The sequence below is a fragment of the Nostoc sp. genome, assembly GCF_036917655.1.
Lineage (GTDB): Bacteria > Cyanobacteriota > Cyanobacteriia > Cyanobacteriales > Nostocaceae > Nostoc.
Window position 1 is genome coordinate 1 of record NZ_JBALCY010000070.1, and the last position, 26,996, is coordinate 26,996.

Here is a 26,996-nt window from a genome sequence, read left to right on the forward strand (position 1 = left end):
TCTACTTCCCCTCAAAACTATACCTATCAACCGTTTCGCTTTAATTTTAAGTATTTTATCTGTTTGTTAAGAAAGATCCGGGTAATGGATAGCCTCCCAGGAGAGGGGTTGGGGTGTTAGGGACTTTTGCAAGAGGTCTAAGGTGTGCATCAACTCATAACCGCAAGAATGGTAGAAAATATGGTAAACAAAATCACATATATGTTTAAGGTGAAGGTGAACTGTCGGCTTCACCGCAGTATTGGGCTAGTGTAATCGCCTCATGATAAAAGCCTCTTAACAGAAACTGAGACGTCTGCGAATGCTAGTGGTGTAATCATTCCTTCCCCAATAGTATGTTCTTCAACGTACTTACCATCTTGAGGGTTCCTTAACACAATCATCTGTTTGCTAGATAAGTCTAGAACCCAATATTCCTGAATCGCAGCCGTTGCATAAATCGCAGCCTTGATATCCAAGTCCTTTTTTAAGCTTGTCTTGGCAACTTCCACAATCCAGAAGATATCTTGAGGAGCAGGATGGCGATCGCTGTAGGATGATTCTGGAAGTCGAACAATTGCAATATCAGGTTCGGGTTCCGAGTCGGATAGTGTAATGGGCCCATTGAAACGAACATCAGCTTTACCTGAAAGCAACTCTTCTAAATATTTTGCACCTCGTTTTGCTGTGGTGTAATGAATTGGGGTTTCTGAACTCGTTTCAACAATTTCGCCTGCTAACAATTCCAGATGACGACCACGCAGAATGCCCGCCTCAACCATGCGATGATAGTCGTCTACAGACCATTTAGCCAACGTCTTCATAGCAGAACTGCTCACATTCTTGTGATAAACCTAGTTCAATTTTAAAAGTTGCTTGACTGCATTTGTGACAATCTGAAAATACAATCGCCATCTTTGCCTGACAACCAACTACTTGCTGTCTTGCACCCCTAACTGCTGTAACAACTCATTAATTGACAAAACGGGTACGGATGAACTCAAAAAACCTTGCCTATCGCGTGTCACAATAGCGTCTAAACCTTGAGCAATAGCACAAGCGATTTGAACAGCATCTTCAAAATCAGCTAAACCAGATCCGAACGCTGATTTCAAGACGGCTCGATTAACGGGACAAATTATCATAACAGTCAACGTTTCTGAAACTGCTTGCCGTGCTTGCTCAATACTGCGCGTGTGTCTTCGGGAAATATAAAAAATATCTGTAAGTGTTGTCGCTGTGACATATCCAACCACATGACCAGAATCAATCTGCTGAAACAACAATTCCGCATCTTGGAAAAATAGCTCTCGCTGCAACAGAAAATCTAGGACAATATTGGTATCAATTAAAACTCTCACTAAAGATACTTGTCCACACGTCGCTCTTCTAATATTGCAGCCACTTCTTCATCAGTCGGTGCTGGCTGGTCTGTTTTTAGCAAGCCTCGCATCCGTCTAATCGCACTAGAGCGCTCAGGCTCAGAAATTGGCGTGTCTTGTAAGGACTCAATGATGGCGCTCACCAGTGCAAGGCGATCGCTGGGTGGTAGCTTGAAGACCTGCTCCTTCAATTCTTGTAACAACATAGACGGCTCTTATGGTCGAAGGTGTCTACCATCTAGTATGGGCGATCGCGTCCTCTATGACCAGATTTATTGACCCTGCTACAGTTCCCAAGTGCTGATCTTATCTTTATTTTGCGATCGCACCCCATCTCAAAAATCATCAGCGATCGCGGGAGCAATGTCCAAAGTGGGTATCAACTCATAACCGCAAAAATGATAAAAAATGTATTCAACAAAGCATTTGCTACTTCTGCCAAGACGCAGCCCGCCATGCTGCTTTCGGGATACTACCAACCTCAATGTCTTTAACTCGATCAATGTCTTTAACTCGAATGGATTTCTTTCTTGCTTTTCCATCCCACCGAACATGAAACACTCCATGCTTCTCATAGATTGACAGAAGCGTTGTTTCTGCCGCATTTATTTCTTCTATTTTTCTGTCAATATCAGCTTGCTGCGATTTCTCGTATTCACCAATGAATATGCCGTTGCTCTCAATCAGCAGCCGATTCATTTTTTTTCCAATACGGTTCGACGCGCACAAACAAAGTCATGCTGCTAATCTCCTTTGGGGCTAACTAGTTATTTAGACTGAAACTTTCCAAATATCAATAAATTTTCTATATATCGTCAATATCGGACTATTATACCGAATTTTTCCCTATAAATATTTTTTTTTGAGCTAATATCAAGAAATTTTCTGTGTATTCTCCTTTTTCGGATAATAGGCGATTTATAAAGTAAAAATAAAATTCTTGTAGGGTGTGTTAACCGCATATTTTGAGATTATTTGTTACAAAAAATATGACATGAGCGCTTAACGCACAGTGTTATGTAGCGGTACGTTAGGCTAAAGCCGTAACACACCCTACTTAAAATTTACTTTATCAATAGTCTCTAATACGCGTGAATATACCGTATATTTACGCAAACATGTCCGTAGGTATAGTCTTTTCGGTATATTCCTCGCTGATATCCAGAAATTTTCTGCATAAAATGAGGCTACTCGACTGAATTGATAAAGCTCGATTTATGAATATAACTGTAAAGATGCACTATGACGTTGTTAACTGCTAACTTCTTCTTCGCCTTATGATATACAAACCCCCTCAACAAAAGCTGTTGAGATGGATTGCATTGTTCCTAATTGGAACATTTCTGCAATTTTTGTTTTACATCCCGACACCAGTCTTATCCCAAAATTCTAATAGCTGTAGCAATATTACAGCCCCTCTGACACCTGAAGAAAAAACTTATGCTCGTGGTGCTTGGCAGTATTTTGTCAAAAATTATCAACCAGCAACGGGATTTACCAATTCTACTGGGGGTTATCCTTCGGGTACACTCTGGGATATGGGTAACTATCTGATGGCGTTGAATGCTGCACGCTGGTTGAATCTTACTGACCAAGCAGACTTTGATGCTCGTCTCAACAAATTTTTAACAACTCTCAGTAGCTTAAAGTTATTTGAAGATACCTTGCCCAATAAAGTCTATAACGCAGCCAATGCACAGATGGTTGATTATGGCAACAATCCCCTTGAACGGGGTCTTGGTTGGTCTGCTTTGGATGTTGGGCGAATACTGGCTGCGTTTGATGTCATCCGTACCTGTCATCCTCAATATAATGATTGGCTCAAAGGAATTGTAGCGAAATGGCAAGTGGCGCGATCGCTCAAAGATGGGCAACTTTTTGGCGCTACTGTTCTCCCAGACAACAAAACGTTACTGGTGCAAGAAGGACGACTCGGTTACGAAGAATACGGCGCTAGAGGCTATGGACTTTGGGGTTTCTCTGCACCCAAGGCTATTGCTTTAGAACCGTTTAAGTTAGTTGAAATTAATGGTGTGCAAATTCCCGTTGATACCCGTGACTTTAAAAGCACCAACGCTAATAATTACGTTGTTAGTGAGTCTTATATCCTTGATGGGATTGAATTTGGCTTGCAAGGTGAGTTAGCTGATTTTGCTGCCAAGGTTTTAGACGTGCAAAAACGGCGTTACGATACCACAGGTCAGTTGACTGCGGTCACAGAAGACAATATTGACCAAGCACCTTATTTTCTTTACAACACCGTCTACGCCAACGGTGCAAACTGGGTAACTATTACCGATGCCAACCAGCCTTATCCACAGTTTCGCAGCATCAGCACCAAAGCTGCTTTTGGCTGGCACTATCTTTTTCCAGATAATGCCTATGCCCAAAAAGTTTTTGATGCAGTCAAGGATCTCCGCAGTCCTGATGATAGTGGTTACTATGCTGGTATCTATGAAGAATCAAAACAACCCAATAAAGCCTTGACAGGTAATACTAATGGGCTTATTTTGGAGATTTTATACTACAAAGCTAAGGGAAATCACCCTTTAATTGCTTCTGGTTCTGCGAGTGTGTCTACTGGTAAGCCTAGTGAAAACGCTTCTCCTGCAACACCCTCAAATCAACCGAATTCTACTGTTACGACTCCGATCGCAACCCCTGCGAATATTTCTAAACCTACAGAAGTGGCCGTTGCACCTATTCCACCAGTGGATAGTCCTCAGCCATCATCTAACCTGAAACTAGATCAACCACTGTCAGTTATTGAACGGCGTTATGCGGAGGCGGCTTGGGGATACTTTCAAGCAAATTATCACTCCAAGAGTGGGCTGATCGACGATCGCAGTGATTTCAAAGGTGCAACCCTGTGGGGATTAGGAGATTATCTGGCAGGACTTCATGCAGCGCGATCGCTCGATATCATTACCCCGAAAGAATTTGACCAGCGTACCCGACATCTTTTAGCAGCCTTGACAAAGTTACCGTTATTTGCTGGAGAGTTACCTGGTCGCGGTTACGATACGCGATCGCTGCAACCAGTAGATTATGGTGGAAATCCAATTCCAGAAGGAAACGGTTGGTCAGCTTTAGATTTAGGCAGGATACTGGCAGCGCTTTACAACTTAAAAACCTGTCATCCAGAATACACGGCTGCCGTCGATAAAATTGTGCTGGATTGGTCATACTTGCGGGTGGTGCGTGAAGGTATTCTCTCCAGTGCTACCGTTACCAAAGAGCAAGATGGGCGATCGCTTACTCGCGTCAACCCCGAAACCCGCTTGGGTTATGAGGAATATGCAGCTCGGGCTTTTCAATTATGGGGATTTAATGTTGATGGTTCTGTTATTGGCGGTGAATATCAAACGGCCTTAGTAGAGGGAGTGAAAATCCCAATTCAACGCCATCGCACAGATACTAACTCCAAAGTTAACCAATATACAGTTAGCAATCCTTTCTTACTCTATGCACTGGAGTTTGGACTAGATCCACAAATGCGATCGCTCTTTGAACCAATTTTTCAGGCGCAAGCTGAACGTTACCGTCGCACCGGCACCCTCACAGCCTCAGCCACCACCTTGATTGATCGTAAACCTTACACTGTCCACAGCACAATTACTGGAAAAGGTGAGTCTTGGGTGGCTTTAGGGGATGACGGGCAACCTGTACCAAAGGGGCGAGTGGTAAGTACAGCAGTCGCTTTTGCCTATCATGCCTTACTTCCAGAAAACAAGTATAGTCAAGAGTTACTGCAAGGAACGACTGACTTATACAATCCATTAGCCGGATTTTATGAGGGTTTCTATGAAGCCACGGGTAAAACGGCAGTTGGTTTCACCAGCAGCACCAACAGTATGATTTTGCAATCTTTGCTATACAAAGGGATGAATCGACAACCCCTAATTCGTCCGACTACCACGATGAACTCTCCTTGGTGGGTAGCAGTTAACAAAGGTAATTCTGGGCGAGGTCTACCCAACACTCCCACACAACGAACCCGGTTAATTTCTGATAGTTCTGGAAGTTACTGGGTTTCAGGTAGCGAAAATACTCCACTAGTAACTGGCACAAAAGTCACAGAATAAGTTGAAACGCAACTCACTTTAAGCTTATCCCACTCCTTGCAGGGGTGGGCTTTCCCACCGACTTTCTGTAATTAGAAAGCTGTGTTTGTGATTAATCAGTTGTATTTGGGAATACTTGTACATGATGTAGTAGCTTTCACGAGCAACAGACATCTCGATTCAAAATCCCTGTTTATTTTTTCAAATCTATGAACAAGGTACGACTGGCGCTGATGATGCCAATTTTACTAGGAAGCATCTTTCCGAATAAAAATTTAATGGCGGTTACTGATGCCTCAAGGCAACTGGAAAACCGGAAATTAAACCAAATTCGCAACCAAATAGCTTCCAATACTCCTGTACTACTGGGACTGTATGCCCCAGATTATCAAGGAAATCAGAGTAAAATTGACAGCCAATTGCGTCAAATCGATCAATGTGTTGGTAAGCGCCATTCTATATGCTGCTCACGGTTTAAAGCTGTGGAATATTCAAGCTACTAATGCTCTCTCCAATCCACCAGTTAAGGTGGTTGAGGTTGATGGTATTACTCTGCAAATCGATCAACGGAATTTAAAAAACTCTGGAGCTACTAACTATCTAACCAATGATCCTTATTTGCTTTAGGGTTTAGAAATGGGTTGGAATGATGCTGTCAAGCCTCAAGTGCAAAATCTTTTAAAAGTGCAACAACAACGGTTTAAGCGCACTGGAATTTTAACTGCTATAAATGAAGATTCGTTGGATCGTCCTCCTTACTTTCTGTATTACAGCGTCTACGCCAATGGTAAAGCTTGGCAAGCCGTTAACGTCAGCAGAAAAGCCTATCCCCAATTGCGGTTTGTCAGTACGAAAGCGGCATTTTCTTGGTTTGCTCTCATGCCAGATGAGCCTTACACGAAAATGCTGCGAGACTTTGTTCAAAATTTATCAGATAAAAATCGTGGCTATTTTTCAGAACGATATGAAAATTCCAAACTCGGTGTTAATGCTTCAGTTGACGTGAATACGAATGCGATCGTTTTAGAAAGTCTGCTTTAGCAAGCTAGAGGTAGACATCCACTGGTGCTTGAAGCTAGGAGTCAGGGGGAGCAGTAGAAATAAACAGAATTCTTAACAACTCCTGACTCCTAATTCAGCACTTTTTCGACTATATAGTTATTTTTGCCACGCAGCACTAGTCTTTTAGATTAATTACTGGTACTAACATGACTTCAGTTTCTATTAGTGATAATTCCTCAAACTTTTCCGGCAACAGCCGCTCAACACTCAAAAAAAGAACGCTATTATTTCGCTATTTAGCAGAAATCAATTTAATTTTTGGTATCTGGTATTTGCAATGGCGCATCACCCATTCGATCAATTTTGATGCGCTCTGGATCTCTATTCCTTTGTTAATAGCAGAAATTTATAGCTATTTCGGCGGTGTAATGTTTGTAATTGGCTTATGGCGTCCTTTAGTGCGACAGATTAAGTCTCTTGACCAGATGATCCCACCTATACCGAGATCCGACTGGCCAACAGTGGATGTATTTGTGACGTGCTACAACGAGCCGCCGGAAATTGTAGAAGAAACTGTCAAAGCTGCTCTGACAATGGATTACCCGCCAACAAAGTTACAGGTTTATGTCCTCGATGATGGTAACTCGGCTGATATGCGGGCGATGACAGAAAGATTGTGTATTGAGGATTTGCAGTCAGCACAACTACAGCGAGAAGCGGAGCGGATTGATGCAGAACACTCTTGTTTGTTGGAGCGCCTGAAGCAACTGGAAAATCTCACACCTAATACTCAAGCCGCTGAACAATGGCTGCAAGCATCATCAGAACCAGTGGTTAACCAGTTTGCTACCGAATTTGTGCAAAGTCTGCGACAGTTTATTCTTTGGCTACCTCCGGCTCATCAAAGTATAAGCGATCGCCTAACCACCGAAAGGAAAGCCTTAGAAGAAGCTATTCGCAAGAAAGAACTGGAACTAGTTGAACTTGCTCGTTTTCGCTACATTGCTCGTCCCAAGCCAGTTGGTGTACCCCACCACGCTAAAGCTGGTAATCTCAATTACGCGATTTTTTCTGGAGAAACTTCAGGACAGTTTATTCTTACCCTAGATGCTGACCATATTCCCAAGCCACAATTTCTCAAGCGAGTTCTGCCTTATTTCTGCACCTATAATCTTTTAACAGGGAAATACGACCAGAATCAAATTGCTTTTGTACAAACACCCCAGGATTTTTACAACATTCCTCCAGGCGATCCGTTTGGGCATCAAGCACATTTATTTTATGGCCCACTCCAACAGGGTAAAGATGGCATGAATGCCGCCTTCTATACAGGAACAGATGCAGTATTAAGGCGTGAGGCACTGATTAGTGTTGGACTGCAATATTTTGCTGATGAGTATGCCAAAAATGAAAAACGTTTAGATGAATTTCAATTAATTGGCGGTGTATCCAGTAACAGTATTACAGAAGATATGAATACAGCCATGCGTCTACACGGTGCTGGCTGGAAATCTGTTTATCATCATGAACTTTTAGCAGAAGGTTTAGCACCGAATGACTTAAAATCTACCCTGAAACAGCGACTACGCTGGGCACAAGGTACTATCCAAGTGTTAGTAAGAGAAAATCCATTGACAAAACCAGGACTAAGTTTTTGGCAACGGTTGCATTACTTTAAGACAATGTATAGCTATTTTTCTGGTTTTGCTACTCTTGTTTTTATTTCTTGCCCAATCGTCTATTTTTTCACGGACATTGTTCCAGTTAAAACCTCCGGCCCTGATTTTGCCCTCCACTTTTTACCAGCTTTTATTATCAACCGTTTGACTTTTATCGCAGCGACTTGGGGCATTCCAGCTAGAGAAGTTTGGCGAGCCGAGCAATACGCAATCTCCTTATTCCCCTTATTCATTCAAGCCGTATTAAGTGTGTTTTTCGGAGGCAACCTCAAATTCAAAGTAACACCCAAGCAGCGACAATCTGGAGTGTATCTCCAACTAGTTTGGCCCCAGCTACTTGTCTTTGTCCTCACTATTCTAGGAATATTATGGAGCCTTTACCACTTTGCAATTGGTGATCTAAATAATCCTTTGGTTCACCTACTGAATGGTGCATGGGCTATCTATAACTTGTTACTTTTGTGGGCTATCATCCGTGCATCTGTTTGGCAGCCTCCAAAAGAGGCCTAGGTAAGCAAGGAGAGCAGGGCAGGCAGGGGAGATTAGGAAGAAATAACTACTGCCTCCTGACTACTTCTTCATAAATCCAATCTATAAAACATAGCTATGAACACTTATTCAGATTTAAACAACTTTGGTCAGCGAACTGTCTTAACAATCTATGCTCATGCTGATGATGAAGTTCTACCTGCTGCTGGTACTCTCAGTCTGATGTCTAAGGCAGGATGGAATGTTCGTTGCTTAATCTTGACTGATGGCAGTCTTTCCAGTTCGCCTGTTAAGGGTACACGTCATCAAGAAGCGGATGCAGCGGGTAAAATCATTGGTGCAACTTACGAGTTTTATGCACTTGAGGAGTATAACTTTTCAACACAAGCAGTGATTAAAGTTACTGAAGAAGCTATTGGGCGTTGGCAACCTGATCTGATTATTACTCATGCACCACAACCTGAAAAATATGGACATAGAGATCATGAAGTGTGTGCCATCGCAGTTTCTAATGTTGCTACTCGCAAAAACATATCTTTATGGTATTCAGCACCTCCTGTTTTTTTGCGTGGTTTTGAACCCAACTTTTTTGTAGATATTACCTCTGTAATTGAGGAAAAAGTCGCAGCTATCGATTGTTATGAATCAGAGTTAAACAAAGCATTTATGCAACTCGATGCCATACTGGTTTTATCTCGTTTTTGGGCAAGAGAGTTAGGTCAAAAAGATGGTTATTTTGAAGCTTTTGAAATTTCACGACAATGTGTAAATGCTAGCTTCTTTACTGCCATAGCAAATAATCATCACCAAGTAGTCAAACACAGTTGATTGCATATGTAAGCACAAAAATATTGCTATATCTATTGCGGTTTGTATTAGGTAAATGCCACAATATAAATATACAGTCTTCCAACAAAAAAATAGGACAATGAAAACATGAGCCTGAGTGTAAAAATACTAAAAATATCTGGGATCTTAGATGGTATTAGAGGTAATGAACTACGTCGTGAAGTTAGCAATATTGTGGACAATGGAGCCGATATTTTATTGCTTGATCTGAAAGAAGTCAGGTTTATTGATAGCTCTGGTTTAGGTGCTTTAGTATCAGCAATGCAAATAGTACGAAATGCTAATGGTAAACTTTTTATCTGTTCTATTAACGATCAAGTCAGGATGTTGTTTGAACTTACTAAAATGGATAGAATTTTTAAAACCTTTGCTGACCAAGATGAATTCAATCGCCAAGTATTGGCAACACAGTAAGCTACTAGACAATACAAAATTTGAATGTGCATATTTGACTATCCTAACCAAAGTTAACTTTTACTAAAGATAAGTCATCATCAAGATTATCTTGAGCATTTAAGGTGAGAATCTTCGCTAATAGTTGATTTAGGTTACACGTATCTTTCAGGCTATATTCGGTTAGTAAATTAATGAAAGCATCAATCCCCCAAATTTTCCCATCTAGCTGATTAATTTCATAAGCCCCATCACTAAAGATGTATAAAGTGCTGTTTTCTTCAATCTCAAAAATAGCATCCTCAAATTGGACATCAGGTAAAAAGCCAATTGGTAAATCTAAAGAAGTTAGCTGTTTAACTTGAATACTGTTCGTAGAGGTATTAGATAAGAGTAAAGCTGGTGGATGTCCGGCGTTGGCATAAATGAGTTGACGTTTAAGGCGGTGATAAACTCCATACCAGATTGTGAAGTATTTATCACCGTGCTTCGTCATTTGGAAGGCGTGATTGAGAGCTTTCAAGACTTCACTTGGTTGACAAAAGTTAGTGTTTGGTAGAGATTGCGATCGCAAAACATTCAGCACGGATACAGATAGGAGGGCTGAACCCACCCCATGACCTGATACATCCAACAAATAAATTGCCAAATTATCCTCGTCAATCCAATGATGATCGAAGCAATCACCTCCTAGCTGTGCTGAGGGAATAAACAGATTTTCTGTAGTTACTGATCCTACAAGCGGTGAGGGTAAAAGCGATCGCACATAAGCAGCTGCCTCAGACAATTCTGCTTCCAAAATTTGCTTTTGGGTTTGCAAATCCTGATTGAGTGTCTCTAAAGCTTGCTTTTGACTTTGTAAATCCTGATTTAACTGGTGTAATCTTAGTCCTGCTCTTACCCGTGCTTTTAATTCATTCATCTCTATTGGTTTAGAGATAAACTCGTCTGCTCCAGCGTCAAGTCCTCTAACTCTATCTTCCTCCTCTCCTCGAGCTGCTCCCCTAGCCGTCAATAGAATAAAAAAAGTAGTTGCCAACTCTGGATCTGTTCTAATTCGACGACACACTTCTAGCCCATCTACCTGGGACATCATCCAGTCACAGATAATTAGGGCAGGATGTAGCAGTTGTGCTTGTATAATTCCTTCTTCGCCATTGCTGGCTACAGTAGTCTCATAACCCTGCTTTTGGAGTGTACTTTTCAGTACTGCTCGCACTGTAGGGTCATCATCAATAACCAGAATTTTAAACATAAATTACAGTTTTCTAGGTAAAACGATCAGTAAATAGTTGCTTTAATTTAAGTTATATGAAATTTAGTTTTTAATGTATAGTAAAAATACTCAAATTAAATAAACTAATTACCGAATATGATGATTTTAAAATATTTTATCAGTTAAGAAGTGAATCATAAAATTTATCTAAAAGTCAACACAGACCTTACAGCTTCACCTCAAGTTTTATCTTGGTTTGAGCAGATGAATCAACCACCTATTCCTAATAAACAAATTTGGTGGCAATGTCAAACACTTATGATAGAAGGCTTTACTAACATTGTTGAACATGCCCACAAAAATTTACCTATTGAAACTCCTATTGAGATGGAAGCTGTGCGATTAGATGAATACATAGAAATTCGTATCTGGTCTCAAGGCGAACCCTTTGACTTAGAACAGCAATTGCAGCAAACATTTGAATTTGAGGATAATAATCAAAAGCGCGGGCGTGGTTTAAAAATCATGTTCGCCATTGCTGACAAGTTGAGTTATGAGCGGGCGGTAGATAATCGTTACTGTTTATTTATTAGTAAATATTATTAAAGATGCCTATGATAGACGCTACTGTAAAGAAGGGAATGGAAAGTAGGGAGATAAGGAGATAAGGGAGGTAGGGGAGAAATAACACTAACTTGTAACTTTTAACTCCCAACTTTTAACTCCTAACTTTTAACTTCTGACTACTGATTCCTAATCAAAAATTCTTGGATGCGTTTAACAAACTCTTCTAACTCTAAGATTAAGTTAGCGGTACCTCGACACTCTTGCTTATAAGCTAGTTGTTCTAATTGTTCTGCTGCCAGATGCATGGTTGTAATTCCCATATTGGCACTATAGTAATCCGATTTGATTTTTGAAAAAATCTAAGTATATGTAGGGTGGGTTACGAACTCCGTCCTAACGCACCAAAGCCTTCGGACGGTGCCGGACTCTCGTCTAACACACCCTACGTGTATTTCAAAAATCAAATATGAGTCCTATAGCACCTTTAATTTGATGGATTTCTCGCGCTAGTTGCTCAAAGTCATGGGCTGCGATCGCTATTCTCATTACCTCTAGACGAGGTTGAATATCCTCAACAAATATTTGTAGTAGTTCCAATTCAAATTCTGGGTCATTTTCCGAAAGTTGATGCAAACGTTCCCAATCAATTGGGAGGTCAACTGAACCTACATCTATTGTAGAAACTGTCTGCTCTGTGGCAGCTGTTTCTTTTGCCTTGAATATCACACTTGCCCAATGCTCTAGCGTCGCCGCCAAATTTTCTTTCATCACCGGCTTGCTCAGATAGTCATCCATTCCGGCATCTAGACACATTTGTTTGTCTTCTTTCATGGCATTAGCTGTCATTGCAATTACCACAGGACGACGACCACTGACAAAGCTGCTTTCTTGCCAACGATGAATTTCTTTTGTGGTTTCCAAACCGTCGAGAACAGGCATTTGGCAATCCATCAGAATCAAATCGTAAGGAATTTTTTCCAATAACTGCAATGCTTCTTTCCCATTACCAGCGACATCAGCACTGTAGCCCAGGCTTTGGAGTTGCTTTAAGGCAACTTTCTGATTCACCAGATTATCCTCAGTTAGAAGAATTCTTAATTTATGGAAGTCAGGTGACGGGGAAGAAGACACAGGGATGCTCTCATGGGGGGACAACAAGAATAACTCCTGACTCCTGACTTCTGGCTCCTCTGGAATAACAGAAGCGGCAATCGGAAAGTAAAATGTACTTCCTGCACTAAGCTCACTTTCAACCCAAATTCTGCCACCCATTAACTCACACAGTTGCTTGCAGATAGCAAGACCTAACCCAGTACCGCCATACTGTCGAGTAATGGAGGAGTTCAAAGTTATTATTCCCAATTGTTCACAAGTTCTATCTTGAAAATAGGAAATGAGTAACTAAAAATGGAAAATAAGTATTTTTCATGCTTACTCAGAGAAAATCGTCATTGTTAATTTATTAATAAATATTATTAATTTTTAAGATTTTGACGTTACTATCTTTACATTTTAAAAACTCTTGGATACGTTTAAGAAACTCTTCTAACTCTGAGATTATGTTAGTAGTACCTCGACGCTCTTGATTGTGAGCTAGTTGTTCTAGTTTTTCTGCTGCCAGATGCATAGTTGTAGCTCCAACATTGGCACTAGCACCTTTAATTTGATGGGCTTCTCGCGCTAGTTGCTCAAAGTCATGAGCAGCGATCGCTATTCTCATTACCTCTAGACGAGGTTGAATATCCTCAACAAATATTTGCAGTAGTTCCAATTCAAATTCTGAGTCATTTTCCGAAAGTTGATGCAAACGTTCCCAATCAATTGGGAGATTAACTGAACCTGCATCTGTTGGAGAAACTCTCTGCTCTGTGGCAGCTATTTCTTTTGCCCTGAATATCACACTTCCCCAAAGCTCTAGCGCCTGTGCCAATTTTTCTTTCATTACTGGCTTGCTCAAATAGTCATCCATTCCGGCATCTAAACACATTTGTTGGTCTTCTTTCATGGCATTAGCTGTCATTGCAATTACTACAGGACGACGACCATTGACAAAGCTGCTTTCTTGGCAACGATGAATTTCTTTTGTGGTTTCTAAGCCGTCGAGAACTGGCATTTGACAATCCATGAGAATTAAATCGTAGGGAATTTTTTCCAATAATTGCAAAACTTCTTTCCCATTACCAGCGACATCAGCGCTATAGCCCAGGCTTTGGAGTTGCTTTAAGGCAACTTTTTGATTCACCAGATTATCTTCAGCTAAGAGAATTCTAAGTTTGGAGGAGCCAGAAGAATGATAGTTGCTGTTGTTTTCGTAATTTTTTAGTTTTAACTCCTGACTTTTGAATTCTGACTTTTGAATTCTGACTTCTGAATTCTGACTTCTGACTCCTGTTTCTTCTTTTTCCAGCTGCGTTCCTAAGATAGTCATGATGGTATCGAGGAGTCGGGACGGCTTAACAGGTTTGACCAAATAAGCCGCAAATCCAATTTTTAGCGCTCGTTGGATTTCATCTCGTTGATTAGTAGAGGTAAGCATAATCAAAGGTAGCGCAGCGATCGCTGAATTTGCCTTAATTTGCTCTCCCAAGGTCATCCCATCCATTTCTGGCATCTGCATATCAACCACAGCTATGTCATAGAGATTTTTTTGCTTGGCGGCTTCCTGAATAGCTTTGAGGGCAGTAGTAGCCGAAGCAGCCTGATCCACCTGCATCCCCCAACGGGTAGTTTGATGGTGGATGATTTTGCGATTAGTAGCATTATCATCCACCACTAACAAGCGCCGATTGAGCAAAAGTTCGCTATTGTCTTCTGAGGAAATAGGGTAAAGTTGCTTGGCGAGAGTTATTTCAAACCAAAACTTAGACCCTTTCCCCAACCGACTTTCTACGCCAATTTCTCCTGCCATCAAGCTCACCAGTTGCTTGCAGATGGCTAATCCTAAACCTGTGCCGCCATATTTGCGGGTAGTGGAAGCATCTACTTGGGTAAATGGCGTAAAGAGTTTGCCTTGGTCTTCAGAGGTAATGCCAAGACCGGTATCTGTGATGGCAAAATAGATTGTGGCTGTAGTAGAGCTTTGCGATCGCAATTCTGCTCGTAGTACTACCTCTCCATTGCTGGTGAACTTGATCGCATTGCTGATCAGGTTCATAAGAATTTGCCGCAGGCGGCCAGCATCGCCTTGAAGCTGGGTAGGGACGTTGGGATAAATTAACGCTGCAATTTCTAATCTCTTATTATGGGCTGGGGGAGCCAATAAATCCAACACCTCTTCTACACAGGTAGATAAGTCAAAATCTAGAGTTTCTAGTGCCATTTCCCCAGCCTCAAGTTTGGACAGATCCAAAATTTCGTTGATGAGGGTTAAGAGAGCGTCTCCACTAATGCGAATTGTTTCGATAAAATCCCGTTGCTCCGAATTGAGGGGAGTTTCTAACATTAAGCCTGTCATCCCCAACACAGCATTCATCGGAGTCCGAATTTCATGGCTCATGTTCGCCAAAAAGGCACTTTTGGTTTGAGAAGCTAATTCAGCTTGGTGACGGGCAATTTCGAGTTCTCGTCGCTGTTGAGTTTCTGCGTTTAACATTTGGGCTTGGGCTAAGGCAATACCTACTTGGTCAGCTATTTGCCGTAAAAGATGAGTTTCAAAAATAGACCAGTGGCGGGAACTGCCACACTGATGAACAATCAATAAACCGCAGAGTTCTTCTTTGACAAGAAGAGGTATGACCAAATTGGACTTGACTCCAAATTGTTGCAGTAATTCTATGTGGCTTTTTTGGGCTTCAACTATATCCAATTCAGCAAGCCCCAGATTCCGTCCTTGACGGTACTGTTGTAGATAGTACTGCTGGATGTATTCTGCTTGAAAGTAAGCATCGGTGAGCTTTTTATCTTTGATTGCCAGCCAGCCAGAAACTACTGCCTCAACCACGGTGGTTCCAGCTCCATCTGCCAAAGGTTGATAAATCAAAACTCGATCGCTATGGAGAATTTTTTGGACTTCCGTAACAGTGATTTGGAGAATTTCTTCGATTTGCAAAGACTGACGAATCTTGAGGGTGATTTCAGTAAATAGTTGCGATCGCAAGTTTTGGCGTTGGAGTTCTTCTTCTGCCTGCTTACGCTCAATAAACTGCCCTACTTGCTCACCAATAGAATTCATGACTTTTGCCAAATCTGGGTCAGGTTGCTGAATCTCATGGCTAAAGCAGGTAATCACACCGAGGATTTTTTTACCACTACGGATCGCAAAACCGAAAGCTCCGTGCAGTTCTGCTTGGGCAGCGATTTGAGAGCGGATGAAATTCTGATCTTTAACGACATCATCGATCCAAACAGGTTCAACACTAGCCCAGACACGACCAGGCAGCCCAATTCCTGGTGCAAACGTGATCTGCCGACTTAGGATGTCAAATTGTTGCATCTCTGAGGATATTTTATACCATGCATTTAGCAAGGACAGTAGATTTGCTCGTTGATCTAGCATCCAAAATTCACTTAAATCCCATCCCAAACTTTCGCAGATTCCTTGCAGGATTTGAGGCATGGCTTCGTTGATTGTTGTTGACTCTGCTAAGACGCGGGTTGTCGCATACTCTGCTTTGAGATGCTGTTCAGTTCGTTTGCGTAAGCGAAGCTCCTCGTAGACATCGCTGATGTCAATACCTGTGGCAACAATGTATTCAACATAGCCCTCATAGTCTCGCAAGGTAGTGTTAGTCCAGGCAATGAGCCGGCGACTGCCATCCTTAGTTACCCAATAGTTTTCGTACTCTTTGGGCCCTTCACCAGATCGCAACTGCTCAAAAACTGCTTTAACTTGCTCTATCTGTTCAGGAAGTAGAAACAGGTTCCAGAAATGCCTTCCTTTCACCTCATCAAATGAGTAACCAGTGGTTTGTTCACAAGCTTGATTGAAACGAATTATTTGTCCTTTAGGGTCAAGAACTATTACCAAAGCGCTGGTTGTATCAAGGACTGCTGAGATAAAGTTGCGTTCTTGGTTCAGTGTTTCCTCTGTTAATTTCCGCTCTTTTACCTCACGAGAAATGAAGTAGTAGACTATAGCCAGAATGAGAAAACTTAGAAAAATTGCGATCGCAATTGTCAAAACCGTGTTGTTAGCACTGGCTTTTGCAGCTTGTGACTCCTGTTGAAGCAACCTTCTATCCTTATTCTCTATCTCATAGACGACCTTGCGGATATCATCCATGAGATATTTTCCCTGATTTGTCTGGATTACCTGCAACGCCGCCTCGAATCCCTGATTTTGACGCAGGTATATAGTTTGCTTGAGTATGGCAAGTTTTGCAGCTATTAGAGGTTCAAGGGTTGCAAACTGCTTTTGTTGGCTAGGTTGATCTGCGATTAAATCCTTCAGTTCTACAATTTTTTGATCGATGTTTCCAACTACTGCTTGATAAGGTTCCAGATAACTTTCTTGTCCAGTCAGGATATAACCGCGTTGTCCAGTTTCAGCATCCTTCATCTCGGACAGTAATTCTTCCAGTTTATTGATTTTCTCTTGAGTTTTTTGTACCTGATTATTAGTATCAATCAATATGCGTGTGTTTTGATAAGAAATCACGCCAATCAAAACTAAAATTGCCGATGCTAACCCAAATCCTCCGGCTACCCTTTTAAAAAATTGTTTGCGTCCCTTTTGTGTCTGTTTGCGTGTGTCACTTGCCAATACCAAATTTGCTAAGTTGCGCCGCATTTCTAGTTGCTTGATTACCTGGCGAGCTAGAATTCGCAATGCTTCAACTTGTGCTGGAGAGAGATTTCTTGGTACATGGTCAATTACACAAAGGGTTCCGAGCGCATATCCTTCAGGGTTCGTCAGGGGTACACCAGCATAAAACCGAACATTCGGCTCAGAGGTGACTAGCGGGTTTGTAGCAAACCTTTCGTCTTCTGTTACATCAGGCACAACAAAAACTTCCGGTTGCATAATAGCATGAGCGCAGAATGCTATATCTCGCGGTGTTTCTAGGGCATCCAAACCAACTTTTGACTTGAACCACTGGCGATCGCTATCAATTAAACTGATTAAGGCAATAGGAGTGCCACAAATATATGAGGCTAAACGGGTGAGGTCGTCAAAGGCAGTTTCCGAAGGAGTATCGAGGATTTTATACTGCAAAAGAGATTCGATTCGCTGTGTTTCGTTATCAGGTAATGGTGCTTTCATTCTTCAGCCTTATCAGTGACTCCTAAAATTTGACCCGCAACTGTCCTATCAAGGAATTACCACTGTAGGCACTTCCCGCGGTTTCTTGATTTCGGATATTACTAAAGCTATAGCCGAGGTCTAGTTCTATATTCGGTGAAACCTTTACCGTACAGCGCGTTTGATAGGTATTGGCGTTGTCAAATTCTCCTTTAAGTCGCTGCCGTCCTAAGTTGGCAGCGAGGCGACAGCGTAAGAAATTAGCAATATCTCCCTCCCAAGCCACCTCACCGTTGTAAACTAGAAAATCTGGTGGAGAAAAATAGCCACTTGTGCGTTCTAAATCGCGATCGTAACTCCAAGTGAATAAGTTAGCTCCCAGAGAAAATTGTCCGAACTTGCGCTCTAACCGACTAAAGGACTGCACCTCGGAATTACCATCGTTGTAACTACCCAAACGCAATGACGAAGACAAGCTGGTGTCACGGTCAATCTGCCAATATAAATCAGGCCCAAATCGCCAAGCAGTAATTTGATTGTCTAAAGTTCGGGCATTGGATTTATAAGGCCCTTGTTCTAAATTACCTGATAGTACTACTGCCGATAGTAATTGACCTGATGGCGAAACTTGCGGCGGCGAAATGGGAGCCTCCACCTTAGCATTGAGATTGATAGCTGTAGGTAAACGATTGAATACATCGACTCCGGCTGCTGTTTGCAGAGTCACTTGCCCAATTTTTCCTTGCCATCCAACTTGGAAAGGAAAATTCGTAATTGATTCAACACCGCGTTGCTCAAAGAAGTTAAAACCTGTCTTGAAAAATATTTTATTGCCATTACTCAATCGAAACTGAACCGTTGGTTCGAGGAAAAAATTGGTTTGGCCAAAGTTGTCTGTGTCATAGCGATAGTCCGTATCAATACTTTCCAAAACTGCATCCGGCGTTCCTGGTTCGCTGGAAGTTGTTGGTGGGCTAGAATTTTGCGGTGGTTCGGGTAACACTGGCGGTAATCGCAGATCAGGATTGAAGTTTTCGGGTGCTGCCATCAAAATAGGTGTTGGCTCTAATCGATAGGGGAGCGGCATCGAAAATTGTAAATGACCGAAATTCAATTCGCCCTCTTCCTTGGCATTCACGTAGCGTGTCGCAGACAAGCCAGATACTCTGGTGCGATCGCTCTTGCTAGCTGGCTTTTGAGTAAAGGTACGCGGACTCGTTGGCGCAGCCTCTCCAAGAGTTGAGGTTGCGCTATCGGCCCAAGCTCCTGCTCTGACATCTCTATAAGTTCTAAGTTTTGAGTATTGCTCTGCTAACTCAGGATTTACTTTGGTGACTCGCTCGGTCAATCCTGAAGGTGATTTCCAGGTCTGGTCTGCTTGGGCAGCTTGTAACTGAGCTTCTGATAATGTCCAAATACCTCCGCTACAGATTACTCCCAATTGAATCTGTAGGCATCCCAAAACAAAACTAGATCGAGAAATAAAGAGATAACGTCTAAAACTATCTGCCATCGGTCGATACTATAGTTGTAGATGAAAAACTTGCTGCCAAAGAGTTTGGCTGCTAACTGATGTATTCGGCTTGGGATTATGATGCCCACAATAGATGCTTGTTAAGACATGGGAAAGGAAAAAAGTGTTACTGAACAGAGGGATGATTAGCTAAACACAAGTATTGAGCAGTCATTAATCCCCTGCCTACTTCGTTGAGGAAGGGGTATGACGGCGAGTTTGATAAAATCAGGAGTTATCCCTCTTCTGTTACTTTCGGCAGAGAATAATCTCAAATCCCTATTTTTACGTCTTTTCGCAACAAGGAAATTTAAATGACAAAATAGGAATGCGATCGCTCAATTCTTGATGCTCTCTGAGTCTCAGATAACCATAATATTTTTCTTTCCTCAGAGTGACAAAAAAGGGATTATAGGGAGTACGTAAAATTAAATCCACCTCTACAGTCGGTTGTCGCCAAATTCTCAGAGGATTAGAGGCTATTTATAAAGTAAAAATAAAATTCTTGTAGGGTGTGTTAGGCGCATATTTCAATATTATTTGTTACGAAAAATATGACTCTCGGCTATCACGCACCGTGTTAAGTAGGTCGGCGTAAATAATTATCGTTGGAATAAGGCAGGGAGCAGGGGGAAAAAGGGTTTGAGCCTTGTTTACTTTTATTCACACAGGTTGGTTTTATTATGCCAACTTACTTATTATGTAGCAGTGCATTAGGCTAAAGCCGTAACACACCCTAACTTTTGATTTACTTTATAAATTGTCTCTTAGCTGGCAAATCTAAGATTGTTTGAAATTTGATTATTCCACCGCTCTTTGTGATTTCAAAATGGCTAATATTAATAATTTTGGATCTTCAGTACCTGTTATGCCGAACTTTTAGTTAAGCATCAGAACTTGACTTTAAAATCCAGGTTAGAAGCCTAAATCTCGCACATAAGCATAATATGCTAAGAATAACGACTGCTCTTATTGCCTAACAAGGGTTTGAAGCTTTTTAGCAGACAGATTTAGCATCCTAAGTAATGAACTGTTTCCAAATGTAATGCTCAGTATCCGAAAAATAAAATAAATTATCTTGTTTGATGCCAAGCTATCTGGGGAGAATATGTCGAAACTCCAGTGAGGTTAAGCAATGGTTAATCAGACATACACAGCTGATGTCTTAGTTGTCGGTGGGGGAACCGGAGGCACTGCGGCTGCTATCCAAGCGGCGCGACGGGGAGCCAAAACGATTCTGGTGAGTGAATTTCCTTGGTTGGGGGGGATGCTGACTTCAGCTGGAGTATCTGCACCCGATGGCAACGAATTAGAAGCTTTTCAAACGGGCTTATGGGGTGCGTTTTTGCAGGAATTGCGACAACGACAGCCCGGAGGATTAGATAACAGCTGGGTAAGCTTTTTTAGTTACGATCCTCGGATTGGGGCAGAGATTTTTGCAGATTGGGTGCAGGAATTGCCAAATCTGCACTGGATTTCTGGACAAGTGCCTTTAGAAGTGTTCCGGCAGGGTAATTCTATTACTGGTGTCCGCTTTGTGGATTTTGCTGTTACAGCCAAAATTATTCTCGACGGCACAGAATTGGGAGATTTATTGCCTTTAGCTGAGATACCTTACCGCTGGGGTTGGGAATTGCAATCTGAGTGGGGAGAACCCAGTGCCCCAGTAACTTTTAACTCTTTAACCAAGAAATATCCAGTGCAAGCGCCCACTTGGGTAGTGATTATGCAAGATTTTGGTGAAGCGATGTCTACGACGGGCGTAGATGCAGCCCCAGAAATTCCGGCTGCCCCTAACGATAATCCATCCCAGTTTACAGGTGCTTGGGATGGCTATGGAGCAGAGACATTTTTGAATTACGGACGCTTGCCTGGGGGTCTGTTTATGATTAATTGGCCAATCTGTGGCAATGACTACGGCGAAGGAGTAGGACGCCTGATAGAGTCGGATGCATCCAGAGGTGAATTCATCCAAGAATGCCGCTGGCAAAGCCAAAATTTTGCCCGTTTTATCCAAAATCAGCTTGGTCGTCGTTATGGTTTAGCAAAAACACTATTTCCTCACACTCCTACAGCTTTTGCACTGCATCCCTATTACCGGGAAAGCCGCCGCTTAGTGGGGCTAACTACTATTCGAGAACAGGATATTTTGCCAGTTGCTGGAGGTAGAGTTGCATCTATATTTAATGATGCGTTCGCCCTACAGCCATTCGGGCATCCTACGGCAGGCGTTCGTGGAAGCAAGCTACGCGAAGCGTCTCCGACAGGAGAAGCGATCGCAGTTGGTAACTACGCCAATGACCATCATTATCCTGGTGTTCAATTCCCATTGCAACCAAAATCTATTCGCTGGGGCGGACGTTGGACGGGGACTCCTTTTACAATTCCCTACAGTTGTCTAATTCCAGCCACAACAGATGGTTTCTTAGTCTGTGAAAAGAACATTTCTGTCTCCCACATTGCCAATGGTGCCACCAGATTACAACCTGTGGTTATGGGCATTGGTCAAGCAGCGGGGATGGCAGCGGCGATGTGTGTTGAGTTAAACTGCCAGCCGAGGGATTTACCTGTTAGGGCGCTGCAAATAGCTTTATTGTCAGATAATCGCTCAAAAACAGCAATTATTCCTTTGTTTAATCTTCCACCCAATCGTTCGGATTGGCGGCACTGGCAACTGTATTACTTAGATAACCCACAAGCCTATCCAGTTAGTGGCGATTGCCCTTGCCCATCGGGGAATGATTACCCTGACTCTGCTTTTGACAAGGCATTAATTCGGGAAAGTAACTGTTTCAAAGGCATTTTTTACCGCTTGGATCGGCAGGAATACAGATTCACTGTCACAGCACCAGTCGCATATCAAGGGCAAAATTGGCAGCTTGTGACTTTGCGATCGCATATTGACGAGCAATTACGCGCTTATCCCCACGAACAATTAGTTACATTGTGGGGTCGTCAGAATCACTTTGGTAATTGGTTATTAGTCGAACATTTAAACGGAGGATAAGAAGAGTTTATTTTCAGTAAAACAGAATACTTTTTGATTAATTGTCCGGATATTCATTAAAAAGCTAAGTATCAGTGAAGTGGAGAGTTCCAAAATAGACATCTGCTATGCGTGCTGCCATTTCACTTTTAGTATCGAGTCTGGTGTTCGGCCCCTTAGCTTTTAACTGCCAAGCAATGGTCAATCACTTATCCTATGGGCTGCTTTCTACGCCTGCTTCGGAACAGTGGCTCTCGGCGGCATCTGAACAAAATCCAGATGATGCGCCACGTCATCGCGGTAGTGGGCGCAGAGAAGTGACGCAAAAATTCGGAAATATCTATGCTGTGGTTTAACTACCGTAAGGTAATGCCTCTTTTCCCAAATGAACAGAATTACCAGAAAACAGGATGTTGTGCTAACATCTTTTACACGGCTTTTCTGGCAAAGATATATACAGTTGACACACGAAAATCTTCAGCGATCGCTTAATATTTCAACTGCAAGCTTTGTATATATAGTTGGTGTCAATCCTGGCGATCAAAACGCAAATCAAATTAAGTGCCTTGATCAACAGCATCACCAACTCCTCAAAAGCTACACAACTGTTGCTTATATTGCTTGTTGCTCTGCATCTCAATCCTCAACTGCTCTAGAAATAGATGTTACTTAGGCTATCAGTTAATCTAAAGCACATCTAATTCAGATATTTTGCTTGTTGAGGAAACAGCCTTAAGGCAACTTAACTTTATCCCCCAATAGGTTTTCTTCTCATACATTAAGTAGCTGGTTATCTACATCAGCAACTAATTGATCTTCGCTCCGACGCCTGTTTAGCGTCCTTTGCCGAAGCATAAAATCCCTTTCGTTTCATCTGAGCTTATCTAGTGCATGAATTCGCACAATTAGTATAGGTTTATTGCACTTGGCAACAAATCTTACTATTCCTAACCTATTCTTGCGCCCTGGTTCGTTCTCCTCGCAGATGGTTCCCGACCAAATAAATATTAAGAAGGATCTGCCAGCTCATCTTAGTCATTTAATTATTCTACACCCAAGGCCAGATGCAAAATATTTGCATTTGGTCTTTTTAGATGAATTTTACTTAAAGAAAAGGGAATGGGGAATGGAGAATGGGGAATGGGGAATGGGGAATGGGGAATGGGGAATGGGGAATGGGGAATGGGGAATGGGGAATGGGGAATGGGGAATGGGGAATGGGGAATGGGGAGTAGGGGGAGCAGAGGGGCAGAGGAGAATAATTCATGCCCAATGCCCGATCTTTTTCACACAGATGTTTTCTTGGGGTTATTTTCTCTTCTTTGGATGCCGTTGAGGAACATCGGCACAAACTTCTCGATAAACATCTGTGGATCACGCTGCCAAGGTTTTTGTGCAGCCTGAATCCTAGTAAATTGCAACTCAGGTGCTAGCAAAGTCTGGGGTAAGCGTTCCATCAGGTACTGAGGACGTTGCCAAAGCGGCATGGTATTTGCCACTTCCACCAGGTTGGCAACTCCTCGCAGTTCTGCACCTAAGGTGATATCCATTCCAGATTCAAACGCTGCCTGTTCAATTGCAGCATACTTGAGTTTAGCTTGCTCTACCTTTTGCCGATGTTCTGGACTCTTATCTGCTATTTGTGCCAGCCAACGGTTACCCCAACGAACATGTCCCGCTTCCTCTGGCAGAATTTTTTCAATAGTTTCCCGAATTTTGATGTTTTCTTCTGTCTGCGGCGCTTGTTTCAGGGCGTGAATGTGGGCAGAGAAATACTCACAACCTCGCTTTTCAGTAATGTTAATTGCTGCTAAGGCAGCTATCATACCGTTCTCTAGGTTGCGTTTTGGGTCATAGGCGTCTTTGTCGAGCAGCCGATCAAATTCATCGATATAGGAAGTTCCAGGAGGAGTTCCTACATTGCTTCCCAGATCGATCAGCAAATCAGTTAGCCACATGGCATGACGAGCTTCATCCGAAATGTGATGAGACAAATCCCGCACCAGTTCCCGTGGCTGTCCATTCAATTGTTCAATTACCTCAGTCAGGTCTTTGCAACTGCGTTGTTCACTATAACGGTAGCGGTTAAGGGTAATTAGATGGATTTCGCGATCGCATACTACCCGTTTCAATATGTCTCTGGCACTCAAAACATTCTGAAATTTCCGTGGGTAGGTAACTGTCATAAGTTATGTAAATTTTTGTAAATCTTTATTTGATGGTAACTTAGTTTTTTGCAACTGCTGTAATTGGGCCGCGTCACTGAAAAAAAGAGTAAAAGTTACAAAAATTAATTACTTGAGTTGAACTTAAGTGTCAGACCTTCTTAGTGTAAATAAAAGTAACGAATAAATGTTCTGTCTTGGGAAAGGTGGGTTTTTTGAGGAGAGATAAATCTGAAGGCAGATGATTTTAGTCATGAAAAGTGGATTAAGGAAGATTTTTCCAGCTTTGGGAGAAAAATACCTGATATTGTGGGCAAAAGCAAACAGGATTTATGCACACAGCGCCCCCAACCCCCTTATAAAGCAGGGCTGTTTCATTCGAGAAGGTAGGGATTTTGTCAACAGCATGGCAAAACAATTTGCGGAAGTTAGTAATTAAAAAGGGGCTTTAGAAATTCCCCTCTTTTTAAGGGGAGCTAGGGGGGATCTAAGTTTTAGGCTTCAGTGCGTAAGTCTTAGCAAATATAAATTTTTGTAAAAAGTATCTTATGCTACAGAATTTTTGCTATATTAGTTATTGAAAGAACCAAAAATTATATATTCACCAAATAGAGAGGACTATGGTTATGTCTATCGCAGATAAATCTCGTGCGTTAATGGTGCGTGAACATCAGCAAGTCAAGAATCGCCAACAATCAATCCTGATGCGGGCTGCACAAGAACTTGGTCTTCCTGAAGAAGCATCCCAGTACTGGAACCCGATTCAAGGGAAGGTAGATGCTAACACTCGGATGATTTATGGGCCCAGCCATGCTTCCATGAGCTAAGTTTCAAGAGTTTTAAGGTTGATTTTTGAGTGAATGTCTCAACTGACAACTCTGGAAAAAAAGCCACCCTCTACTTTAGGGTGGCAAAACTTATTACTTTTAGTTAGATCCGACTGCTAATTAAGCATCGTAGTAGAGGTAAAACTCGTAAGGATGAGGACGCAGTTGCAACTGCTTGACTTCGTTACCTAGCTTGTAGTCAATCCAATTTTCGATAAAGTCTTCCGTGAAGACGCCTGATTCTGTCAAGAAGGCGTGATCTTTTTCCAGTGCTTGCAGCGCCAGTTCTAAAGAACCTGGAGTTGAAGGAACCTTTGCCAGTTCTTCTGGAGAGAGTTCATAGATATTCTTATCTAAGGGTTCGCCAGGATGGATTTTGTTCTTGATGCCATCGATACCAGCACAAAGCATTGCAGCAAATGCCAAGTAGGGGTTAGAAGTAGCATCTGGACAACGGAATTCTAAACGCTTGGCTTTGGGGTTAGTGCCAGATAGAGGAATACGGATAGAAGCAGAACGGTTCCCTTGAGAGTAAGCCAAGTTCACTGGAGCTTCATAACCAGGTACTAGGCGCTTGTAAGAGTTGGTACTGGGATTGGTAATTGCTAATAGCGCTGGTGCGTGTTTGAGAAGACCACCAATGTAGTACAACGCCATTTCGCTCAAACCAGCATACTTATCACCAGCGAACAGAGGTTGTCCGCCTTTCCAAATGGACTGGTGACAGTGCATTCCTGAACCATTATCGCCAAAAATTGGTTTTGGCATGAAGGTGACGGTTTTGCCGTGTTTTTTGGCAACGTTCTTGATGACATATTTGTAAGTCATCAACCAGTCAGCCGCTTCGATCAACTTGCCAAACTTGAAACCTAGTTCGCACTGACCACCAGTAGCAACTTCGTGGTGATGCTTTTCAATAGGCACACCTAATTTTGCCATCGTCAACAGCATCTCTGTACGGATATCTTGAGAAGAATCCGTCGGTGAAACTGGGAAGTAACCTTCTTTGAAGCGTGGTTTGTAAGCCAAGTTGGGTTTGTCAGATGTACCCGCTTTACCGGAATTCCAAGCACCTTCTTCGGAGTCTAAGAAGTAGTAACCTTCGTTAGCAGTTTGGGCAAACCTAGCACTGTCAAAGATGAAGAACTCAGCTTCAGGGCCAAAGAAAACTGTATCACCAAGACCAGTGGAAACTAGGTAATCTACAGCTTTTTGGGCAATAACGCGTGGACAACGGTTGTACCATTCGCCTGTGCGGGGTTCCTTAATGCTACAAATTATACTTAGTGTTGGCTCTTTCATGAATGGGTCGATCCAAGCAGTGTTGGGGTCGAGTACCATCGTCATGTCTGATTCGTTGATCGCTTTCCAACCCCGGATGCTGGAACCATCAAAAGGTACACCATCAGTGAATGCAGTCTCATCGATTTGGTCTTGGAACAGTGTGAGGTGCTGCCAAGTTCCTACTGTATCGATGAATTTGAGATCAATCAGCTGAATTTTTTCATCTTGAATTCTCTTCAAGACTTCTTGTGGTGTTGTCATTGTTACTCCTTCTCTACCAATTTCCTAAAGTAAACCAGAATCTTCCAAAGCATCCTAACCCTGCTGATCTCAATTAAGTCGTGACACACCTGAAACATCTTAAATACTAGACATTAGGGTATTTTGTAGTCTGTGCTACAGATATCTGGATTACAGGTT

20 protein-coding genes and 2 pseudogenes are annotated in these 26,996 nt (G+C 42.2%); 11 read left to right on the forward strand and 11 right to left on the reverse strand.

From position 1 onward, the window contains the following. Nucleotides 1-260: 260 nt before the first annotated feature. From V7K30_RS24430 to V7K30_RS24445, 4 genes are all read right to left on the reverse strand, one after another. Nucleotides 261-803, reverse strand: coding sequence for a Uma2 family endonuclease (locus V7K30_RS24430; RefSeq protein WP_335003721.1), 543 nt, complete (start codon nucleotides 801-803; stop codon nucleotides 261-263). Nucleotides 804-911: 108 nt separating this feature from the next. Next, nucleotides 912-1,340, reverse strand: coding sequence for a PIN domain-containing protein (locus V7K30_RS24435; protein ID WP_335003723.1), 429 nt, complete (start codon nucleotides 1,338-1,340; stop codon nucleotides 912-914). Then, nucleotides 1,340-1,567, reverse strand: a complete 228-nt coding sequence (locus V7K30_RS24440) for a hypothetical protein (protein ID WP_196528949.1) — start codon at nucleotides 1,565-1,567, stop codon at nucleotides 1,340-1,342. The genes V7K30_RS24435 and V7K30_RS24440 overlap by 1 nt, the downstream gene beginning before the upstream one ends. 223 nt (nucleotides 1,568-1,790) lie before the next feature. Continuing rightward, the gene (locus V7K30_RS24445) at nucleotides 1,791-2,060 is read right to left on the reverse strand and encodes a hypothetical protein (RefSeq protein ID WP_335003727.1); all 270 of its coding nucleotides are present in this window, start codon (nucleotides 2,058-2,060) and stop codon (nucleotides 1,791-1,793) included. Nucleotides 2,061-2,638: 578 nt separating this feature from the next. On the opposite strand from V7K30_RS24445, the gene V7K30_RS24450 reads away from it, so the two are divergent. The 6 genes and pseudogenes from V7K30_RS24450 to V7K30_RS24475 all read left to right on the forward strand — a co-directional run bounded on the left by V7K30_RS24450 (nucleotide 2,639) and on the right by V7K30_RS24475 (nucleotide 9,858). After that, on the forward strand, nucleotides 2,639-5,446 hold the full coding sequence (locus tag V7K30_RS24450) for a DUF3131 domain-containing protein (RefSeq protein ID WP_335003729.1): 2,808 nt from the start codon (nucleotides 2,639-2,641) through the stop codon (nucleotides 5,444-5,446). A 188-nt stretch (nucleotides 5,447-5,634) separates the two neighbouring features. Continuing rightward, entirely contained in the window at nucleotides 5,635-5,928 is a 294-nt protein-coding gene (locus tag V7K30_RS24455) for a hypothetical protein (RefSeq protein ID WP_335003731.1), read from the forward strand. Continuing rightward, nucleotides 5,864-6,466: pseudogene (locus V7K30_RS24460) on the forward strand (DUF3131 domain-containing protein). Before V7K30_RS24455 ends, V7K30_RS24460 begins: the two are co-directional and overlap by 65 nt. Before the next feature lie 167 nt (nucleotides 6,467-6,633). Then, on the forward strand, nucleotides 6,634-8,616 hold the full coding sequence (locus V7K30_RS24465) for a glycosyltransferase (RefSeq protein ID WP_335003733.1): 1,983 nt from the start codon (nucleotides 6,634-6,636) through the stop codon (nucleotides 8,614-8,616). A 96-nt stretch (nucleotides 8,617-8,712) separates the two neighbouring features. After that, nucleotides 8,713-9,423 carry a PIG-L deacetylase family protein gene (locus tag V7K30_RS24470; protein ID WP_335003735.1) on the forward strand — a complete coding sequence of 237 codons (711 nt, stop codon included), beginning with the start codon at nucleotides 8,713-8,715 and terminating at the stop codon, nucleotides 9,421-9,423. Nucleotides 9,424-9,531: 108 nt separating this feature from the next. After that, entirely contained in the window at nucleotides 9,532-9,858 is a 327-nt protein-coding gene (locus V7K30_RS24475; protein WP_335003737.1) for an STAS domain-containing protein, read from the forward strand. 43 nt (nucleotides 9,859-9,901) lie between these two features. On the opposite strand, the gene V7K30_RS24480 is transcribed toward V7K30_RS24475, so the two are convergent. Further along, entirely contained in the window at nucleotides 9,902-11,092 is a 1,191-nt protein-coding gene (locus V7K30_RS24480; protein ID WP_335003738.1) for a SpoIIE family protein phosphatase, read from the reverse strand. Nucleotides 11,093-11,242: 150 nt separating this feature from the next. Here V7K30_RS24480 and V7K30_RS24485 point away from each other — a divergent pair, with 150 nt between their 5' ends. Further along, on the forward strand, nucleotides 11,243-11,659 hold the full coding sequence (locus tag V7K30_RS24485) for an ATP-binding protein (protein WP_335003740.1): 417 nt from the start codon (nucleotides 11,243-11,245) through the stop codon (nucleotides 11,657-11,659). A 137-nt stretch (nucleotides 11,660-11,796) separates the two neighbouring features. Here the strand turns inward: V7K30_RS24485 and V7K30_RS24490 are convergent, their stop codons facing one another. The 4 genes and pseudogenes from V7K30_RS24490 to V7K30_RS24505 form a co-directional block, all read right to left on the reverse strand. After that, nucleotides 11,797-11,940, reverse strand: a complete 144-nt coding sequence (locus V7K30_RS24490; RefSeq protein ID WP_335003742.1) for a hypothetical protein — start codon at nucleotides 11,938-11,940, stop codon at nucleotides 11,797-11,799. A 157-nt stretch (nucleotides 11,941-12,097) separates the two neighbouring features. Then, nucleotides 12,098-12,967, reverse strand: a pseudogene (locus V7K30_RS24495) (response regulator); the annotation flags it as partial. Between the two features lie 115 nt (nucleotides 12,968-13,082). Then, nucleotides 13,083-17,822 carry a response regulator gene (locus V7K30_RS24500; RefSeq protein ID WP_335003746.1) on the reverse strand — a complete coding sequence of 1,580 codons (4,740 nt, stop codon included), beginning with the start codon at nucleotides 17,820-17,822 and terminating at the stop codon, nucleotides 13,083-13,085. A 22-nt stretch (nucleotides 17,823-17,844) separates the two neighbouring features. Continuing rightward, nucleotides 17,845-19,314 (reverse strand): hypothetical protein, encoded by a 1,470-nt coding sequence (locus V7K30_RS24505; RefSeq protein ID WP_335003748.1) that lies wholly within the window; start codon nucleotides 19,312-19,314, stop codon nucleotides 17,845-17,847. 1,135 nt (nucleotides 19,315-20,449) lie between these two features. Here V7K30_RS24505 and V7K30_RS24510 point away from each other — a divergent pair. The 3 genes from V7K30_RS24510 (at nucleotide 20,450) to V7K30_RS24520 (ending at nucleotide 22,973) form a co-directional block, all read left to right on the forward strand. Beyond that, nucleotides 20,450-22,321 (forward strand): FAD-dependent oxidoreductase, encoded by a 1,872-nt coding sequence (locus V7K30_RS24510; RefSeq protein ID WP_335003750.1) that lies wholly within the window; start codon nucleotides 20,450-20,452, stop codon nucleotides 22,319-22,321. A gap of 107 nt (nucleotides 22,322-22,428) precedes the next feature. After that, the gene (gene patX, locus V7K30_RS24515) at nucleotides 22,429-22,656 is read left to right on the forward strand and encodes a heterocyst-inhibiting protein PatX (protein WP_335003752.1); all 228 of its coding nucleotides are present in this window, start codon (nucleotides 22,429-22,431) and stop codon (nucleotides 22,654-22,656) included. Between the two features lie 29 nt (nucleotides 22,657-22,685). Beyond that, nucleotides 22,686-22,973 (forward strand): hypothetical protein, encoded by a 288-nt coding sequence (locus V7K30_RS24520; RefSeq protein WP_335003755.1) that lies wholly within the window; start codon nucleotides 22,686-22,688, stop codon nucleotides 22,971-22,973. A gap of 613 nt (nucleotides 22,974-23,586) precedes the next feature. Here the strand turns inward: V7K30_RS24520 and V7K30_RS24525 are convergent. Further along, on the reverse strand, nucleotides 23,587-24,486 hold the full coding sequence (locus tag V7K30_RS24525) for a ferritin-like domain-containing protein (protein ID WP_335003757.1): 900 nt from the start codon (nucleotides 24,484-24,486) through the stop codon (nucleotides 23,587-23,589). A gap of 605 nt (nucleotides 24,487-25,091) precedes the next feature. On the opposite strand from V7K30_RS24525, the gene V7K30_RS24530 reads away from it, so the two are divergent. After that, nucleotides 25,092-25,292 (forward strand): hypothetical protein, encoded by a 201-nt coding sequence (locus V7K30_RS24530; RefSeq protein ID WP_335003759.1) that lies wholly within the window; start codon nucleotides 25,092-25,094, stop codon nucleotides 25,290-25,292. 120 nt (nucleotides 25,293-25,412) lie between these two features. Here V7K30_RS24530 and glnA read toward each other — a convergent pair whose 3' ends face one another. Next, nucleotides 25,413-26,837 carry a type I glutamate--ammonia ligase gene (gene glnA, locus V7K30_RS24535; RefSeq protein ID WP_335003761.1) on the reverse strand — a complete coding sequence of 475 codons (1,425 nt, stop codon included), beginning with the start codon at nucleotides 26,835-26,837 and terminating at the stop codon, nucleotides 25,413-25,415. Nucleotides 26,838-26,996 lie beyond the last annotated feature (159 nt).